The organism is Actinoplanes sp. NPDC019969 (assembly GCF_055562375.1).
The window spans coordinates 469532-484833 of the sequence record NZ_JBVHFK010000004.1; the positions used below are offsets into that span (position 1 = coordinate 469532).

The following is a 15302-nucleotide window of genomic DNA, read 5'->3' on the forward strand; positions in this document are numbered from 1 at the left end:
CGCCCGTCATGCCACCCTGGACCACACGGCGTGCTCCTCCAGCAGCGCCGTGACCTCGTGAGCGCATCCCCAGGAGACGGTCACCCCGCCACCGCCGTGCCCGTAGTTGTGGATCACCAGCTGACCGTCCACGACGGCCGGTTCCACCCGGATCCGGCGGCGCATCGGCCGGTACCCGGCGCGGGACTCGAGCACCCGGGCGCCGGCCAGGTCCGGTTTGATCACCGCGCACCGGGCGATGATGCCGTCGACCACCTCGTGGACCGGGCGCTGCGGCTCCCCCGGCGGCTCCAGGGTGCTGCCCAGCACCACCTGGTCGCCGTGCGGGATGAAGTAGGTGAGGTCCGGGGCCTCGCCGTACTCGGCGAAGAACTCCTTGATGCCGGGGTTCTCGACCACCACGATCCGGCCGCGCATCGGGCGGACCCCGTCGTCGGCCGCCAGGGTGCGGGCGCCGCCGCCGCTGCAGTTCACGATCACCCGGGCCCGGCCGTACAGATCCCGCAGCGACCGGATCGCGGTCCGCTCGATCCGGCCGCCGGCGTCCCGCAGGCGCTCCAGCAGATAGCGCGAGTACACCGGCATGTCGGTGGCCGCCGTGGTGTACCGCCAGCCGGACCGGAACCCGTCCGGGAGCTGCGGCATCGCGCAGACCTCCAGATCGCCGGTGTGACGCAGCCAGGAGTGCGGGCGGATCTCCTCGCGGGCGGCCTCGATCCCGCGCACCATCGTGACCCCGGACGCCGGGTCGGCGGCCAGCTCCCGGAAGACCGCCAGGGACTCCCGGGCCCACCGTTCCGCGTCGGCGTGGCTGACCATGAACGGCCCCCACATGGCGCCGGCCGCACACGAGCTGGTGGCCGGTGGGAAGTCACGGGCGACGACGGTCACCTGCACGCCGCGCCACGCCAGACACAGTGCGGTGGTGAGGCCACAGACGCCGGCGCCGACCACGATGGCATCGACGTTCGTATAGGTCACTCCATGACATTAGATGGTTACTCCGCCGCGCGGGTACTGCCCAAATTTCGCCCCACCGGCTGACCCTCCCACCGCCTGCGATGGCCAGCGCTTATGCTCCCTTCCGCGGAATCGCGCCCGACCGGGTCCTCGTCTGCTCCGCGTTTGCCCCGCCGGGTCCCGGACCGTCAGGATGGAACCGACGGCCGCCTGCCCCGGCGTACCATCGCCGTTCGCGGAGGAATCATGTTGGCCTTCGGGGAAGTCCAGACCGGACTCCTGCAGCACTCGACACCGCTGTCCCGGGAACGCACCGCCGAGATCCTCGACCTCGTGATGGGCGAACGGGTCCGGCTGTCCGACCGCCCGATCGCCTACGCCCTCTCCCCCGACCAGCTGCACGGCGTCGACTGTCCCCTGCCGACGCTGTCCGGCAGCCGCACCCGCGCCGTCGGCACCGTCGTCTCGCACGCCACCATCGTCGGCGGGCACGTCGCCCAGGGCTCGTCGTACGCCCGGGTCACCGCCTCCTCGACCACCCGCCGCCTGGCCTGGTCGCACTATCTCGCGAACCCGGGGCGGATCGAGACGATCGGCCGGTTCCGCCAGCCCGCCCTGGTCGAGGGCGTGCTCAACCCGGCCGAGGGCAGCCCGGCACTGGACGTCGGCGCGGTCGCCGGCCGGATGCTGGACACCGTGCAGCGCTCGTCGCTGCTGGACCACCGGCCCGCCGTCCGCGCCCCGCGGGTCCGGCTGCGCTGGGTGGCCGAGCTGGACCAGAGCGAGATGTCCGGCACCTACACCATGGACTCCGACGAGTTCCGCACCCTGCACATCACCACCCCCGGTGACGACCTGGCCTCGGTGGTCGCGCTCTGCGAGGACCTGGCGCTGCACGACTGGCTCCTGACCACCCTGGTGAGCCTGCTCGACACCACCCTGACCAGCCATCGCAGCCGGGCCCAGAAGATCGCGCGCCTGCAGCCCGCGGTGGACCACCTGCTGCACCTCTGGATGCCCGCCGCCCGCGTCGCCGACCACCTGGCGCCGGTGTGGCAGGCACTGGAGCACCGGCCGGGTTTCTCCCGGCAGTGGGAGGCGTCCGTGACGCGGGTCCGCGACCAGCTCACCATGAGCGCGCTGACGATGCTGCGCTCGGCGGGCGGCTGCGGGGATCAGCCGACCGGGACGGGCGCCACCGTCGCGCCGCGCCGGGCGCCGGCCGGCCAGACCACCTGAACCGGCCGGCCCAGGGCACGGGCCCAGGCCACCGTCTCCGCGGTGCCGCCGCGCACCCCGGCGGACGTGCCGTCCCAGACGGCGATCAGCAGGTCACAGCGCTCCACCACCAGGCTGCTGGCAGCCTCGTAGGAAGCCTCGGGCGGGCCCGGCTCGGTCACCCGGGTGATGTCACGGGCGGCGGCGAGCAGAGCACGCAACGACGGATCGGACTCCGGATCGGGCAGGTCCGCGGGCACCGGCAGGACCACGTCGAACGTGCCGCCGCAAGCCTGGATCGCCTCGGCGAACAGCCGGTCGGACCCCTCGGCCAGGCAGGTGACGCCGTGCGGGCGTGGATGCGCGGCGAGCAGGCGGATCAGCTCCGCGCGAACCAGCCGCGGAGTGGGCGGCCGCAGCCGGATGTGGCCGGTGATGCCGATCGTCGTCACAGAGGCTCCCGCCGTCGTCCTGCCGGGTTCATCGCCCGGCTCCCTCCAGTGTCCGTCAGGCGTACCACCCGGAACCCGGCGTCCCGCAGGATCTGCGGAATCTCCAGCACCGCGGCGCGACATTTGGCACGTCCCTCCGGCCCGAGTTCCTCCCAGGGGACCAGATCGGGGGACTCACGGCGTACCGCGTCACGCTCCGGGCCGTGCACCCAGCCGTCGCCGCGCGCCGACGCCGACCACCGCTCCTGCTCGCGCCGGGCCAGCATCTCCACTTCCGCCTCGGTGAAGGAGAAGTCGTCGTCCGCGCCGTCGGCGGGGACGACGGCGCACCCGGCCATGTGGAGTTTCGTCCCGAAGTCGCCGGCCTGCAGGCGGTTCGAGCGGCGCAGCTCCCCGCTCAGCTCGGACCACGGCCGCAGGGCGGGAGCGCTGCCCAGCTCGGCGCCGCGGCGCAGGCAGTCGTCGACGAACCGCTCGTGGATCAGCCGGCCCAGCCGCTCGGACAGATCCTCGGCGATCAGCTCCGGATCGCAGCCGGCCGCGACCGCCGAGAACAGCTTCACCCGGCCGTCGATCGGGTCCAGCAGGGGCTGTTCGCGCTGGTGGCGGCTGAACGCCTCGGTGATCGAGGCGAGCGCGTCCACCACCACGACGATGTCGCCGGAGACCCGGCCCCACAGCCGGTGCTCGCGCAACGCCAGCTCCAGGCCCTCCCGGTCGTCGTCGAAGCACAGGAACGCCCGGTCGTAACCGGCCCGGCCGGGATCGTCGAGCAGAGCGGTCACGTCGGTCTCGTAGGCGTTCACCCGGCAGCCGTCGAGCACCACCGCGTGCCGGCGGACGAGCCGGTCCCGCAGCCGGGTCGCGTCCCGGGAGACCAGGTCGACGGCGACCCGCTGCTCCGGCGTGGACCGCCGCAGCCGCCAGTGCCGGGCGATCTCCACGATCAGCGACTGCACCAGCGAGGAGTCGCCGGTGACCAGGATCCGGGGCACCCGGCCGGGCCGGTCCGGCAGCGGCTGCTGGTCCAGCAGGACGTGCACGGCCAGCTGGTCCAGGTGGAAGAAGTCCAGCCGCTGACCCGGCACGTACGGCACACCGAGCCGCCGGGCCTGCAGGGTCAGCGCCCAGTCCGCCTCGTGGATCTGCGCGTAGATCCCGATGTCGTTGCGGGGCAGCGCCATCCGGGCGGCCGCCGCGGCGATCTCCAGATTGGCCGCGCTGGTATCCGCGCACGCGTAGAGCAGGGCGGCGCGCGGGACACCGGCGCCGCGCAGCACGTCCGGGTCGCGGGCGTCGCCGTTCACCCCGAGCAGACCACGGCGGCGCAGCTCCAGCGGGCCGATCGGCCGGCCGCGGACCACCACCACCCGCTCGCCGCGCACGTGCAGCCGGTGCGCCAGGGTCCGGGCGACCGACGAGTCGCCGCAGACCACCACGTGCCCGCGCGACCGGCGGGCCCGCAGCCGGCGCATCTCCGCGGCCAGCAGGAGGCGGGCGGCCTCGGCGAACGCGTACAGCGTGACGATCGGCGCGACGAACCGGGCCACCTGCAGGGCGGGCGGGAACTCGGTGCCGCCCTCCAGCGGATCCGAGCCGAGGACGAAGAGCTGCAGCGTGCCGTAGAGCAGGTTCAGCGGATCCCGGTCGGTGACGCCCTGAGCCGCCAGGTATTGATCCAGGCCGATCACGCCCAGCACCAGCGCCAGCACGCCGGCCAGCGCGAACAGGGCCCGCGTGACGGTGACCGCGGGCTGACCCGAATCGTCGCGCAGGGACAGCGGCGCGCGGGGAAAGGTGGCCATCGATCCACGATGGCACACCTCTTTTACAGCGCGCAGCCCTCCGTGGCGGGCGGCAGCGGGGCGGGGACGCCGATGCTCGGCAGGCCGAGCGAAACCCCTTTGAGCTTGGGGGTACGGCCGGACTCCCACACATCGCCCGCGCGGGTCCGCCGGTGGCTGAGCGGGTCACCGTCGGCGTTCAGGTGGTGCGGAGCGGCGTACGTGATGACGGTCTCGACGATGTCACCCGGACGGGGGGCCAGGCCACCCGTCGAGAAGTGCACCAGACGGCCGTCGCGGGCCCGCCCGCTCATCCGGCCGGTCCGCTCGTCCTTGCGGCCCTCGCCGACCGCGACCAGAACCTCGACCTTCTCCCCGACGAGCTTCTTGTTCTCCGCCCAGGTGATGTCCTCGAGGGTGGCGATCAGACGCTCGTACCGCGCCTGGACGACCGCCTTGGGCAACTGGTCGTCCATGGTCGCGGCGGGAGTTCCGGGCCGCTTCGAGTACTGGAAGGTGAAGGCGCTGGAGAACCGGGCCCGCCGGACCACCTCGAGGGTCTGCTCGAAGTCCTCCTCGGTCTCGCCGGGGAAGCCGACGATGATGTCGGTGGTGATCGCGGCGTCCGGCATCGCGGCCCGGACCTTCTCGATGATGCCCAGGTATTTCTCCTGGCGGTAGCTGCGGCGCATGGCCTTGAGCACCCGGTCGGAGCCGGACTGCAGCGGCATGTGCAGCGAGTGGCAGACGTTCGGCGTCTCGGCCATCGCGGCGATCACGTCGTCGGTGAAGTCCTTCGGGTGCGGGCTGGTGAACCGGACCCGCTCCAGGCCCTCCACCTCGCCGCAGGCGCGCAGCAGCTTGCCGAAGGCCAGCTTGTCGCCGAACTCGACGCCGTAGGAGTTCACGTTCTGCCCGAGCAGGGTCACCTCCAGGACGCCCTCGGCGACCAGGGCCCGGACCTCGGACAGGATGTCGCCGGGACGGCGGTCCTTCTCCTTGCCGCGCAGGCTCGGGACGATGCAGAAGGTGCAGGTGTTGTTGCAGCCCACCGAGATGGAGACCCAGCCCGCGTACGACGACTCGCGCTTGGTCGGCAGCGTGGAGGGGAAGACCTCGAGCGACTCGAGGATCTCGACCTGGGCCTCCTCGTTGTGCCGGGCGCGTTCCAGCATCGCCGGCAGCGAGCCGATGTTGTGGGTGCCGAAGACGACGTCGACCCAGGGCGCCTTCTTGACGATGTCGCCCTTGTCCTTCTGGGCGAGGCAGCCGCCGACCGCGATCTGCATGCCGGGGTTCTTCAGCTTCGTCGGGCGCAGGTGGCCGAGGTTGCCGTAGAGGCGGTTGTCGGCGTTCTCCCGGACCGCGCAGGTGTTGAAGACGACCACGTCAGCGGCGTCGGCGTCAGCGGCGCGCACATAGCCGGCGTCCTCCATCAGGCCGGAGATCCGCTCGCTGTCGTGCACGTTCATCTGGCAGCCGTACGTGCGCACATCATAGGTGCGAGCGGCGCCCTGCATCTCGGTAGTCATGGCAATTGACCAGGCTACCCGCCTCAGGCCGCGGCGGACCGCCCCGGTGTCGGGTCGGGTTTCCAGCGCGAGCGGTCGCAGCCGGCCCGGGCGGCACAGGCCGGGTCGGCGCCGGTGCAGGGCCGGACGTGCCGGCGTTCCGGGCCGTCGTCGGTCTCCACCTCCTCGACGTGCACGGCCCGCAGCGTCCCGTCGGGCTCCGCCAGCACGTACCGCGAAGGGTTGAGGGTGTCGTCGGGCAGCAGCACCGCGGACCGCAACCGGACCGCCACCGCGCTCGCGATGGTCTCCTCGGCGACGCCGGACGGTGTCACGTAGACGTCGATAAGGGTGGGGAAGTCTCCTCCGACGTGATAGACATCGCAGAGCAGAGCGGCGCCGGGAACCAGGTCGTGCACCGGGCGCTCGAGAGCCCCGGCCAGAGCGCCGCGCACTCGATCGGGATCGATCCGTTCGGCGGCACACCAGTTCCACGGGCCGTCAGCCATGAACTCCATGGTGTGGACCTCTCCCTCCGCGCAGGTCACGCGTTATCGCTCCGTGACCATTCTCGACACAATCCGATACGGACCTGCCCCTAGGGTGTGTCCATTCGAGTGAACCGACAACGAGCGGATGGACCAGGGGTGACAGGCGAGGCTCTCATCGTCCTTGAGAACGTCAACAAGTGGTTCGGCCCCTTGCACGTGCTGCAGGACGTGGACCTGTCCGTCGCGCGTGGCGAGGTGGTGGTGGTGATCGGGCCCTCCGGGTCCGGCAAGTCCACCCTGTGCCGCGCCATCAACCGGCTGGAGCCGATCGACTCCGGCACCATCACCTTCGACGGACAGAAGCTGCCGGCCGAGGGCCGGGGTCTGGCCAAGCTGCGCAGCGAGGTCGGCATGGTGTTCCAGTCGTTCAACCTCTTCGCGCACAAGAGCATCCTGCAGAACGTGATGCTCGGGCCGGTCAAGGTGCTCAAGCAGAAGCCCGCCGAGGTCCGTGACCGGGCCATGGCGCTGCTCGAGCGGGTCGGCATCGCCAACCAGGCCGAGAAGTACCCGGCCCAGCTGTCCGGCGGTCAGCAGCAGCGCGTCGCCATCGCGCGGGCGCTCGCCATGCAGCCCAAGGCGCTGCTCTTCGACGAGCCCACCAGCGCGCTCGACCCGGAGATGGTCGGCGAGGTGCTGGACGTGATGACCTCGCTCGCCCGCGAGGGCATGACCATGGTGGTCGTCACCCACGAGATGGGTTTCGCCAAGCACGCGGCCGACCGGGTGGTCTTCATGGCCGACGGTCAACTCGTCGAGCAGGCCGCACCGGAGGAGTTCTTCGCCAACCCGCGCAGCGACCGGGCCAAGGACTTCCTCTCCAAGATCCTCACGCACTGAGCGCCTCGCGGGCCCGCCCCACGACGGCGGGCCTGATCCCAGAAGGAGTAGAGATATGCGATTCACTCGCGTAGCCGTACTGGCCACCGCCGCGGCTCTCACGTTCGGCCTGTCCGCCTGCGGCCAGGAGGGCACGCCCACCCCGAGCGGGGACGGCGGCGCCAGCGGCGCGGCGCCGGCCGCCGGCGACACCTGTAAGAGCTCGGGCACCACCTTCACCGCCGACACCGCCGCCGCGGTCGCCGGCAGCCCGACCTTCGACAAGATCAAGAACGCCGGCAAGGTCGTCATCGGCGTCAAGTTCGACCAGCCGAACCTGGGCTACAAGGACACCGCCGGCACCCGCTGCGGCTTCGACATCGAGACCGCGCAGTACATCGCGTCGAAGCTGGGCATCGACCCGGCCAAGATCGAGTACAAGGAGATCCCGTCCGCCAACCGGGAGACCGCGATCAAGGGTGGGGAGATCGACTACTACGTCGGCACCTACTCGATCACCGACAAGCGCAAGGCCGACGTCTCGTTCGCCGGGCCGTACTTCGTGGCCGGCCAGGACCTGCTGGTCCGCAAGGACGAGACCGCGATCACCGGCAAGGACACCCTCAAGGGCAAGAAGGTCTGCTCCGCCACCGGCTCCACGCCGATCCAGCGGGTCCGCGACGAGAAGCTGACCGAGCCGGAGAACATCGTCGAGTTCAAGACCTACTCCGAGTGCGTCTCGCAGCTGCTCGACAAGAAGGTCGACGCCGTCACCACCGACGACGCGATCCTCAAGGGCTACGCCGCGCAGAGCCCGAGCGACCTGAAGGTCGTCGGCCAGCCGTTCAGCACCGAGAAGTACGGCATCGGCCTGCCGCGTGACGACAAGGCGTTCCGCGACTTCGTCAACGACAAGCTGGAGGCCGGCTTCAAGGACGGCACCTGGCAGAAGATCTACGACGGCACGCTGGGCAAGTCCGGCTCGCCGGCCACCCCGCCGACCCTCGAGCGCTACTGATCGACGTCGTTCCGGCCGGCGTCGGGTGGTCCGCCACCCGGCGCCGGCCGGTCCAGTTGAAGGACGGGCATGACGGAATTCTTCAGCGTACTCACGGACAACTGGCAACTGTTCCGTGAAGGCTTCACCATGACGGTGCAGCTGTTCCTGATCAGCGCGGTGGGCAGCCTGACGCTCGGCGTCCTGCTCGGCGCGTTCCGGGTCTCGCCGATCCCGGCGCTGCGCTGGTTCGGCGCCACGTACGTCAACATCGTGCGCAACACCCCGCTGACGCTGGTCTTCGCGTTCCTGGTGTTCGCGGTCCCGAAGCTGGACGTCAACCTGGACTATCCGCAAGCGGCCTTCACCGCCCTGACGGTCTACACGGCGGCGTTCATCTGCGAGGTGGTCCGCTCCGGCATCAACACCGTCGCCCCCGGCCAGGCCGAGGCGGCGCGGGCCCTGGGCATGAGCTTCTACCAGGTGCTCAGCCAGATCGTGCTGCCGCAGGCGCTGCGCGCGATGGTGCCGCCGCTGGTCAGCGTCGAGGTCGCGATGCTGAAGAACACCACCGTCGCGGCCGGCTTCTCGGTGCTGGAGGCGGGCGCGATCCCGGCGTACATGGCCGAGCGTGGTGAACCCCAGTTCTACGTCCTGCTGTGGATCACCATCGGCTTCCTGATCCTGATCACCCCGCTGGTGTTCCTGCAGCGGGCCCTCGAACGCAAGTGGCGGGTGGCGCGATGACCTCGGTGCTGTACGACCTGCCCGGCCCCAAGGCCCGGCGCCGCAACCTGATCATCGGGGTGGTCGCCACCCTCGCGATCGTCGGCCTGATCGCGTTCGTGATCTACCGGTTCTGGGAGACCGGGCAGTTCGAGGAACGCCGCTGGGCCCAGTTCAAGTTCAAAGCCGTGCAGATGGAACTGGTCAACGGCGTCTGGTTCACCCTCAAGGCGGCCGGCATCGCGACAGTGCTCGCGCTGCTGTTCGGCTCGGTCTTCGCCGCCGGCCGGCTCAGCGACCACGCCGCCCTGCGCGCGCCGTCGACCTTCGTGGTCGAGCTGTTCCGGGCCATCCCGCTGCTCATCCTGATCTTCTTCGGCTACTACGTGCCCCTGCAGTACGGCTGGCCGATCGACAAGATGTGGGCGCTGGTCATCGGCCTCACCCTGTACAACGGGTCGGTGCTCGCGGAGATCTTCCGGGCCGGCATCAACGCCGTGGCCAAGGGGCAGTCCGAGGCCGCGTACGCCGTCGGTATGCGCAAGAACCAGGTGGTCCGGCTGATCCTGCTGCCGCAGGCGTTCCGGGCCATGCTGCCGGCCATCGTCAGCCAGCTCGTGGTCCTGCTCAAGGACACCGCGCTCGGCTTCATCATCACCTACCCGGAGCTGCTGACCGTCGGCAAGACGATCGGCGGGCGGCTCGCGTTCGGGCTCCCCTACGTTCCGGCGTACCTCGTCGTCGGGGCCATCTATCTCACCCTCTGCGGCGCGCTGTCGTTCCTCGCCTGGTGGCTGCAGCGGCGGCTGACCCGCCTGCCCAAGGCGAAGGCCAAGGCTCTGCCGCTGACCGACGCGACCCGTCAGATCTGATGCTCCGTCACCGGGCCAGCTCCGTCACCCTGGACTCACGTACCACGGTGACCCGGATCTGGCCCGGGTAGGTCAGCTCCTCCTCGATCTGCTTCGCCACATCACGGGCCAGGACCGCGGCGCCGATGTCGTCGATGTCGTCCGGCCGCACCATCACCCGGATCTCGCGCCCGGCCTGCATCGCGAAGACCTTCTCCACCCCGGTCTTGCCACCGGCGATCTCCTCGATGCGTTCGAGCCTTTTGACGTACGCCTCCAAGCTCTCCCGCCGGGCCCCCGGCCGCCCCCCGGAACACGCGTCCGACGCCTGCGTCAGCACGGCCTCGATGGTCTGCGGCGGCACCTCGTTGTGGTGCGCCTCGATCGCGTGGACGATGTCCTCGTGCTCGCCGTACTTCCGGGCGAGATCCGCGCCGATCAGAGCGTGACTGCCCTCCACCTCGTGGGTGAGCGCCTTGCCGATGTCGTGCAGGAACGCGGCCCGCTTCATCGTCGGCACGTCCAGGCCCAGCTCGGCGGCCATGATCCCGGCGATGTGCGCGGTCTCCACCAGGTGCTTCAGCACGTTCTGCCCGTAACTCGTGCGGTACCGCAGGCGGCCCAGCAGCTTCGCCATCTCCGGGTGGATGCTGGTGATGCCCACATCGACCAGGGCCTCCTCGGCCGCCCGGTCACAGAGCCGCTCCACCTCGTTCTTGGCGCTGTCGAAGACCTCCTCGATCCGGTGCGGGTGGATCCGCCCGTCCAGCACCAGCTTCTCCAGGGTCAGCCGGCCCACCTCCCGGCGCACCGGGTCGAAGCAGGACAGCAGCACCGCCTCCGGGGTGTCGTCGATGATCAGGTTGACGCCGGTGGTCGACTCGAACGCCCGGATGTTGCGGCCCTCACGGCCGATGATCCGGCCCTTCATCTCGTCGCTCGGCAGATGCAGCACGCTGACCACGCTCTCCGCGGTCTGCTCACTCGCGATCCGCTGGATCGCGTCCACCACGATGTGCCGGGCCCGGGTGTCGGCGGTGTTCCGCGCGTCCGTCTCGATGTCCCGGACCAGGATCGCGGCCTCCCGCTTCGCCTGCCCCTCGATCGCCTCGATCAGCTCGCCCCTCGCGGTGTCCGCGGTCAGCCCGGCGATCCGCTCCAGCTCCCGGCGCTTCGTGTTCTCCGCCGCCTCGACCTCCGCCTCGCGGCTCTTCAGGGCCGACTCCCGTTTCGCCAGCTCGGTCTCCAGGGCGGCCAGGCGGCGCTCCCGCTCGACCAGGCGCTCCACCTCCTCGCCGTGCAGACGCTCCCGCTCGTCGATCCGGGCGGCGCGGCGCTCCACCTCGGCGGCTTGCTCCTTCACCGTGGCGTTGAGCAGGGCGATCTCGCGTTCACCGGAACGGCGGGCGGCGGCCCGGACCTGCTCGGCGTCCGCCTCGGCCTGCCGGTGAGCGTGTTCCAGGATGGTGTCGGCCTCGCTGTGCGCGGTCTCCAGAACCCGGCGGGCCTCGGCGCGGGCGGCACTCGCCTCGGCCTTGGCGGCGGCGGCCTCCGCGCGTACCGAAGCGGCTTTGGCGTTGGCGTCCGCGACCTTGGCCTGGGCGTCACCGACGGCCTGGTCCTGGCGGTCCTGGGCGTCCTGCCGGTCGGCGCGCAGCTGCCGCAGCGCACGCGCCCCGAGAACCATCCCGCCTATCACCGACGCGCCGAGCACGATGATCGCAATCACGAGCACCCAGTCCAGCGGGGTGGTCATCTCGCCGCGTCTCCCTTCGCCGCCGGCGCGGTGCACACGCGCGCGGGCATCTCTGCGGGATGCCCGACCAAGGCAGCAGACCGCGGGCGGCACCGGCCCGGGGAGTACGCGCTCCGCCTTCGGCCACCCCGACCTTCCAGTCTCCGTCCGAACGACACCGGTGGGCCGGCGCATCCGCCTGGTCCGGGCATCCACCCCGGTCCGGGCATCCACCTGGTGGGGCAGACACCGCGGGCTGATCGCGGATTCCCACGCTCGGCCCGGCCGTTCGCAGCGGTCGCGGAGGGGCGGTTCCGGCTGGTCACCGCCTTGTCCAGTGGTGACCTCGGGTAGCGGCCGTCGGGATCGGCTTCGGGTTCCAACCTTCCGGCTGTCACCTGTCGGCTGTTGCCCTCGAGTCTCTGGCCGCTGCTTTCCGCCCTCGGGTTTCCGGCTGCTGCCTTCCCCCTTCGGCTGCCGCTTTCGGTCCTCGGGTTTCCGGCTGCCGCCTTCGCCCTTCGGCTGCCGCCTCCGGCCCTCGGTCTCCGGCTGCCGCTTGCCCTTGGGCCCGGCTGCCGCCTTCGCCCCCAGGTTTCCGGCTGCTGCCTTCCGCGCTCGGGTTTCCGGCTGCTGCCTTTCGCCCTCCGGCTGCCCGCCTTCCGCTTCTCGGTGGATCGTTCGCCGGGGCTGGCCGCCTCGGCGATCGGATCTCCCGGCCCGCTTCCGGTCCGCATCGGCGGAAAGGTGACTGGATCTTGCTGCCGCCTCGCGCTGACCGGACCTGATGACGGATCGAGGCCGTGCCGCTTCCCGAACGTTCCGAAGACACTCGGAACACCCGTCCGGAATCGCCGACGAGGGCAACACCACCCGAAGATCACCATGCGGCGACCCGGACGGCATTCCCCTGCGTAGCCTCGAGCCCTCTCACCGACCGAGACCACCGTCACCGTCCGTGGAAATGATCGACGTCCCGGGCGGACATCACCGCTCGAAACCCATTCGACCTTCCCCCGGCCGTACCGGAAGCCCATCGGCGAGCCGACGATCAGCCGCTCGAATCAGGAGTGTGTGGAGTTGTGGGGTTGACCGCCGGTATGTCGCGCCGTCCGCCGCGCGGTCAGCGGCCGACGGAAGCCTCTCCTGGACCGAAAAGCGCCCAAGTGATGCCGTAATGTAATGCGATCTATGTTGTGCCTGTTGCATACGATGGTCGAGCAAACCTTGTGTAACGCGAGGCTAGGTCGCGAGCACCACTTCGGTCAAGGACTCATGATTCGGCAGCGGATAGGACGTACGGCACAGGGATGCTTACGTCCTGCTCACGATCCCACAGGACAATTCCAGACGTACCGTGCGATCACACCGCTCCGTCACCGGCACATCCTCGGCAATCACCATCACCGCGGCACACCCGAGCCCACGACACGGAGCGTGACCACGAGCCGTAGTCACTGAGCGTATCAGCCGCCCTCGCCCTGCCCCCGTCGCGTGATATCCCTCCGAATACCGACTAGAGGAGCAATCCTCACATCAGAACTATATCGGCGGAGGACGGGTCAGCCGGCGCCAACGCCGCGGACCCTTGGTCGACGCGGCACATCTCTCTCATCGGTACGGCGTACCCAGCCTCACCGGAATCAGCAGCCGCCCGACACCATCCACCGGCCAGGCTCACCCGAACCGGGCGACCGGCCACCCGACGGTCCCACCACAGCCCTGCCAACGATCAGCCGTCTCATCACCGGTGACCGGACAGCACGCCGCCGCGCGTCTGCTGCGGAAGATCGCCCGGTCTCAGGACTGCAGGTCGGTCGCCTCGTCGGCCAGGGCGTCGGCATCGATCGCGTCGGCGAACTCGGCGGCCTCAGCATCGCGTGCCGCCAGCGCGTCCTTCACCGCCCGGATGGCGATGCCCGCCGGATAACCCTTGCGGGCGAGCATCGCGACCAGCCGCCGGAAGACCGCATCGGGCGAACCCGTCGCCGTCCGGAGCTTGCGGTCGACCAGCGCCCGCGCCGCCGTGGCCTCCGCCTCGTCGTCGACGGCTTCGAGAGCCTCGTCGGCCACCTCGGCATCGACGCCACGCTGGCGCAGCTCGTTGGCGAGGGCTCGTCGCGCCAGGCCCCGGCCGTGATGCCGGCTGGAGACCCATGCCCGGGCGAACGCCGCGTCGTCGATGATCCCGACCTCGTCGTAGCGGTCGAGGACCTCGGCGATCACCTCTTCGGAGATCTCCTTGCGCTGCAGAACCTTCGCGAGCTCGGCGCGGGTCCGCGGCCGGACCGCCAGCTGGCGCAGACAGATCTCCCGGGCCACCTCCGACTCGCTGCGCGGTGGCCCGCTGTTGTCTCCGCTGCGAGGCTCGCCGGGCCCGCCCGGGCCCTCGGGACCCGCAGCGGACGGCCACCCCGGGCCGGAGGCGCCACGACGGCCCCGGCGCCCGGCGCCTCGCCGCGGCTCTCCGGACTCGTCGTCAGGTGACATGCCGGCGCCGGTCCGGGGCGGGATGGCATCCCATCCGCGCCCGGACCGTGCACCGCGTCGTCCCGCCATCGCGGATTACCGGATCAGAAGTCGACGGGCGGCAGCTCGGGCCCGCCGGTCGCGTCGCTGTTCACAACCTGCCCGACACCGAGCTTCTCCAGGATCTTCTTCTCGATCTCGGCGGCGACGTCGGGGTTCTCCTTGAGGAACTCCCGGGCCTTCTCCTTGCCCTGGCCGAGCTGGTCGCCGTCATACGTGTACCAGGCGCCGGACTTGCGGATGAAGCCCTGCTCGACACCGACGTCGATGAGCGAGCCCTCCCGGGAGATGCCCTTGCCGTACATGATGTCGAACTCGGCCTGCTTGAACGGCGCGGCCACCTTGTTCTTGACGACCTTGACCCGGGTCCGGTTACCGATGACGTCGGTGCCGTCCTTCAGGCTCTCGATGCGCCGGACGTCCAGACGGACCGACGCGTAGAACTTCAGCGCGCGGCCACCGGTCGTGGTCTCCGGCGAGCCGAACATGACGCCGATCTTCTCGCGGAGCTGGTTGATGAAGATCGCGGTGGTGCCGGAGTTGTTCAGAATGCCGGTGATCTTCCGGAGGGCCTGGCTCATCAGCCGGGCCTGGAGGCCGACGTGACTGTCGCCCATCTCACCCTCGATCTCGGCACGCGGCACGAGGGCGGCCACCGAGTCGATGACGATGATGTCCAGAGCGCCGGAGCGGATCAGCATGTCCGCGATCTCCAGAGCCTGCTCACCGGTGTCCGGCTGGGACACCAGCAGGGCGTCGGTGTCGACACCGAGCGCCCGCGCGTACTCCGGGTCGAGAGCGTGCTCGGCGTCGATGAAGGCGGCGATGCCGCCGGCCTTCTGCGCGTTGGCCACGGCGTGCAGGGCGACCGTGGTCTTACCGCTCGACTCCGGGCCGTAGACCTCGATGACGCGGCCACGCGGCAGGCCACCGACACCGAGCGCCACGTCGAGGGCGATGGAGCTGGTCGGGATGACAGCGGTCTGGACGACCGGCCGCTCCCCGAGCCGCATGCACGAACCCTTGCCGAACTGCTTGTCGATCTGTGCCAGCGCCAGTTCGAGCGCTTTCTCCCGATCAGGTGCTCCTGCAGCCATTCCCGCCACCCCTGTATTCGACTTCGCGTTCTTCGCGGACGAGCTTTTGTTCACCACGGTCGACACGGTAGGCGG

The 15302-nt window shown here is 70.4% G+C and carries 13 protein-coding genes; 5 read left to right on the forward strand and 8 right to left on the reverse strand.

All coding sequences use genetic code 11. The annotated features are described in order from the left end of the window. Nucleotides 1-6 precede the first annotated feature (6 nt). Complete coding sequence (locus ACZ3II_RS15550) at nucleotides 7-981, reverse strand: FAD-dependent oxidoreductase (RefSeq protein ID WP_465518306.1); 975 nt, start codon at nucleotides 979-981, stop codon at nucleotides 7-9. A 225-nt stretch (nucleotides 982-1206) separates the two neighbouring features. Here ACZ3II_RS15550 and ACZ3II_RS15555 point away from each other — a divergent pair, with 225 nt between their 5' ends. Then, the gene (locus tag ACZ3II_RS15555; RefSeq protein WP_465518307.1) at nucleotides 1207-2199 is read left to right on the forward strand and encodes an SCO2521 family protein; all 993 of its coding nucleotides are present in this window, start codon (nucleotides 1207-1209) and stop codon (nucleotides 2197-2199) included. On the opposite strand, the gene ACZ3II_RS15560 is transcribed toward ACZ3II_RS15555, so the two are convergent. Genes ACZ3II_RS15560 through ACZ3II_RS15575 form a run of 4 tightly spaced genes read right to left on the reverse strand, consistent with a single transcriptional unit; the run spans nucleotide 2136 to nucleotide 6434 of the window. After that, nucleotides 2136-2630 (reverse strand): hypothetical protein, encoded by a 495-nt coding sequence (locus ACZ3II_RS15560; RefSeq protein ID WP_465518308.1) that lies wholly within the window; start codon nucleotides 2628-2630, stop codon nucleotides 2136-2138. The genes ACZ3II_RS15555 and ACZ3II_RS15560 overlap by 64 nt on opposite strands. After that, complete coding sequence (locus ACZ3II_RS15565; RefSeq protein ID WP_465518309.1) at nucleotides 2627-4435, reverse strand: NAD-binding protein; 1809 nt, start codon at nucleotides 4433-4435, stop codon at nucleotides 2627-2629. The genes ACZ3II_RS15560 and ACZ3II_RS15565 overlap by 4 nt, the downstream gene beginning before the upstream one ends. A gap of 23 nt (nucleotides 4436-4458) precedes the next feature. Further along, the gene (miaB, locus tag ACZ3II_RS15570) at nucleotides 4459-5946 is read right to left on the reverse strand and encodes a tRNA (N6-isopentenyl adenosine(37)-C2)-methylthiotransferase MiaB (RefSeq protein WP_465518310.1); all 1488 of its coding nucleotides are present in this window, start codon (nucleotides 5944-5946) and stop codon (nucleotides 4459-4461) included. A 23-nt stretch (nucleotides 5947-5969) separates the two neighbouring features. Continuing rightward, on the reverse strand, nucleotides 5970-6434 hold the full coding sequence (locus ACZ3II_RS15575) for a hypothetical protein (protein ID WP_465518311.1): 465 nt from the start codon (nucleotides 6432-6434) through the stop codon (nucleotides 5970-5972). 138 nt (nucleotides 6435-6572) lie between these two features. Between ACZ3II_RS15575 and ACZ3II_RS15580 the strand changes: the two genes are divergently transcribed. The 4 genes from ACZ3II_RS15580 to ACZ3II_RS15595 all read left to right on the forward strand — a co-directional run bounded on the left by ACZ3II_RS15580 (nucleotide 6573) and on the right by ACZ3II_RS15595 (nucleotide 9890). After that, nucleotides 6573-7316 carry an amino acid ABC transporter ATP-binding protein gene (locus ACZ3II_RS15580; RefSeq protein WP_465518312.1) on the forward strand — a complete coding sequence of 248 codons (744 nt, stop codon included), beginning with the start codon at nucleotides 6573-6575 and terminating at the stop codon, nucleotides 7314-7316. Between the two features lie 55 nt (nucleotides 7317-7371). Then, nucleotides 7372-8313 (forward strand): glutamate ABC transporter substrate-binding protein, encoded by a 942-nt coding sequence (locus tag ACZ3II_RS15585; RefSeq protein WP_465518313.1) that lies wholly within the window; start codon nucleotides 7372-7374, stop codon nucleotides 8311-8313. 69 nt (nucleotides 8314-8382) lie between these two features. Beyond that, entirely contained in the window at nucleotides 8383-9039 is a 657-nt protein-coding gene (locus tag ACZ3II_RS15590; protein WP_465518314.1) for an amino acid ABC transporter permease, read from the forward strand. Beyond that, entirely contained in the window at nucleotides 9036-9890 is an 855-nt protein-coding gene (locus tag ACZ3II_RS15595; RefSeq protein ID WP_465518315.1) for an amino acid ABC transporter permease, read from the forward strand. Before ACZ3II_RS15590 ends, ACZ3II_RS15595 begins: the two co-directional genes overlap by 4 nt. Before the next feature lie 7 nt (nucleotides 9891-9897). On the opposite strand, the gene rny is transcribed toward ACZ3II_RS15595, so the two are convergent. From rny to recA, 3 genes are all read right to left on the reverse strand, one after another. Continuing rightward, nucleotides 9898-11625 (reverse strand): ribonuclease Y, encoded by a 1728-nt coding sequence (gene rny, locus ACZ3II_RS15600; RefSeq protein ID WP_465518316.1) that lies wholly within the window; start codon nucleotides 11623-11625, stop codon nucleotides 9898-9900. 1776 nt (nucleotides 11626-13401) lie between these two features. Beyond that, nucleotides 13402-14160, reverse strand: coding sequence for a regulatory protein RecX (locus tag ACZ3II_RS15605; protein ID WP_465518317.1), 759 nt, complete (start codon nucleotides 14158-14160; stop codon nucleotides 13402-13404). A 14-nt stretch (nucleotides 14161-14174) separates the two neighbouring features. Next, nucleotides 14175-15227, reverse strand: coding sequence for a recombinase RecA (gene recA / locus ACZ3II_RS15610; RefSeq protein ID WP_465518318.1), 1053 nt, complete (start codon nucleotides 15225-15227; stop codon nucleotides 14175-14177). Nucleotides 15228-15302 lie beyond the last annotated feature (75 nt).

Excerpts from the sequence above, each read along its gene's own strand:
- ACZ3II_RS15595 (WP_465518315.1), top strand. The coding sequence starts at position 9,036 with ATGACCTCGGTGCTGTACGACCTGCCCGGCCCCAAGGCCCGGCGCCGC.
- ACZ3II_RS15605 (WP_465518317.1), bottom strand. The coding sequence starts at position 14,160 with ATGGCGGGACGACGCGGTGCACGGTCCGGGCGCGGATGGGATGCCATC.
- rny (WP_465518316.1), bottom strand. The coding sequence starts at position 11,625 with ATGACCACCCCGCTGGACTGGGTGCTCGTGATTGCGATCATCGTGCTC.
- ACZ3II_RS15585 (WP_465518313.1), top strand. The coding sequence starts at position 7,372 with ATGCGATTCACTCGCGTAGCCGTACTGGCCACCGCCGCGGCTCTCACG.
- miaB (WP_465518310.1), bottom strand. The coding sequence starts at position 5,946 with ATGACTACCGAGATGCAGGGCGCCGCTCGCACCTATGATGTGCGCACG.
- ACZ3II_RS15575 (WP_465518311.1), bottom strand. The coding sequence starts at position 6,434 with ATGGCTGACGGCCCGTGGAACTGGTGTGCCGCCGAACGGATCGATCCC.
- ACZ3II_RS15590 (WP_465518314.1), top strand. The coding sequence starts at position 8,383 with ATGACGGAATTCTTCAGCGTACTCACGGACAACTGGCAACTGTTCCGT.
- ACZ3II_RS15565 (WP_465518309.1), bottom strand. The coding sequence starts at position 4,435 with ATGGCCACCTTTCCCCGCGCGCCGCTGTCCCTGCGCGACGATTCGGGT.
- ACZ3II_RS15555 (WP_465518307.1), top strand. The coding sequence starts at position 1,207 with ATGTTGGCCTTCGGGGAAGTCCAGACCGGACTCCTGCAGCACTCGACA.
- recA (WP_465518318.1), bottom strand. The coding sequence starts at position 15,227 with ATGGCTGCAGGAGCACCTGATCGGGAGAAAGCGCTCGAACTGGCGCTG.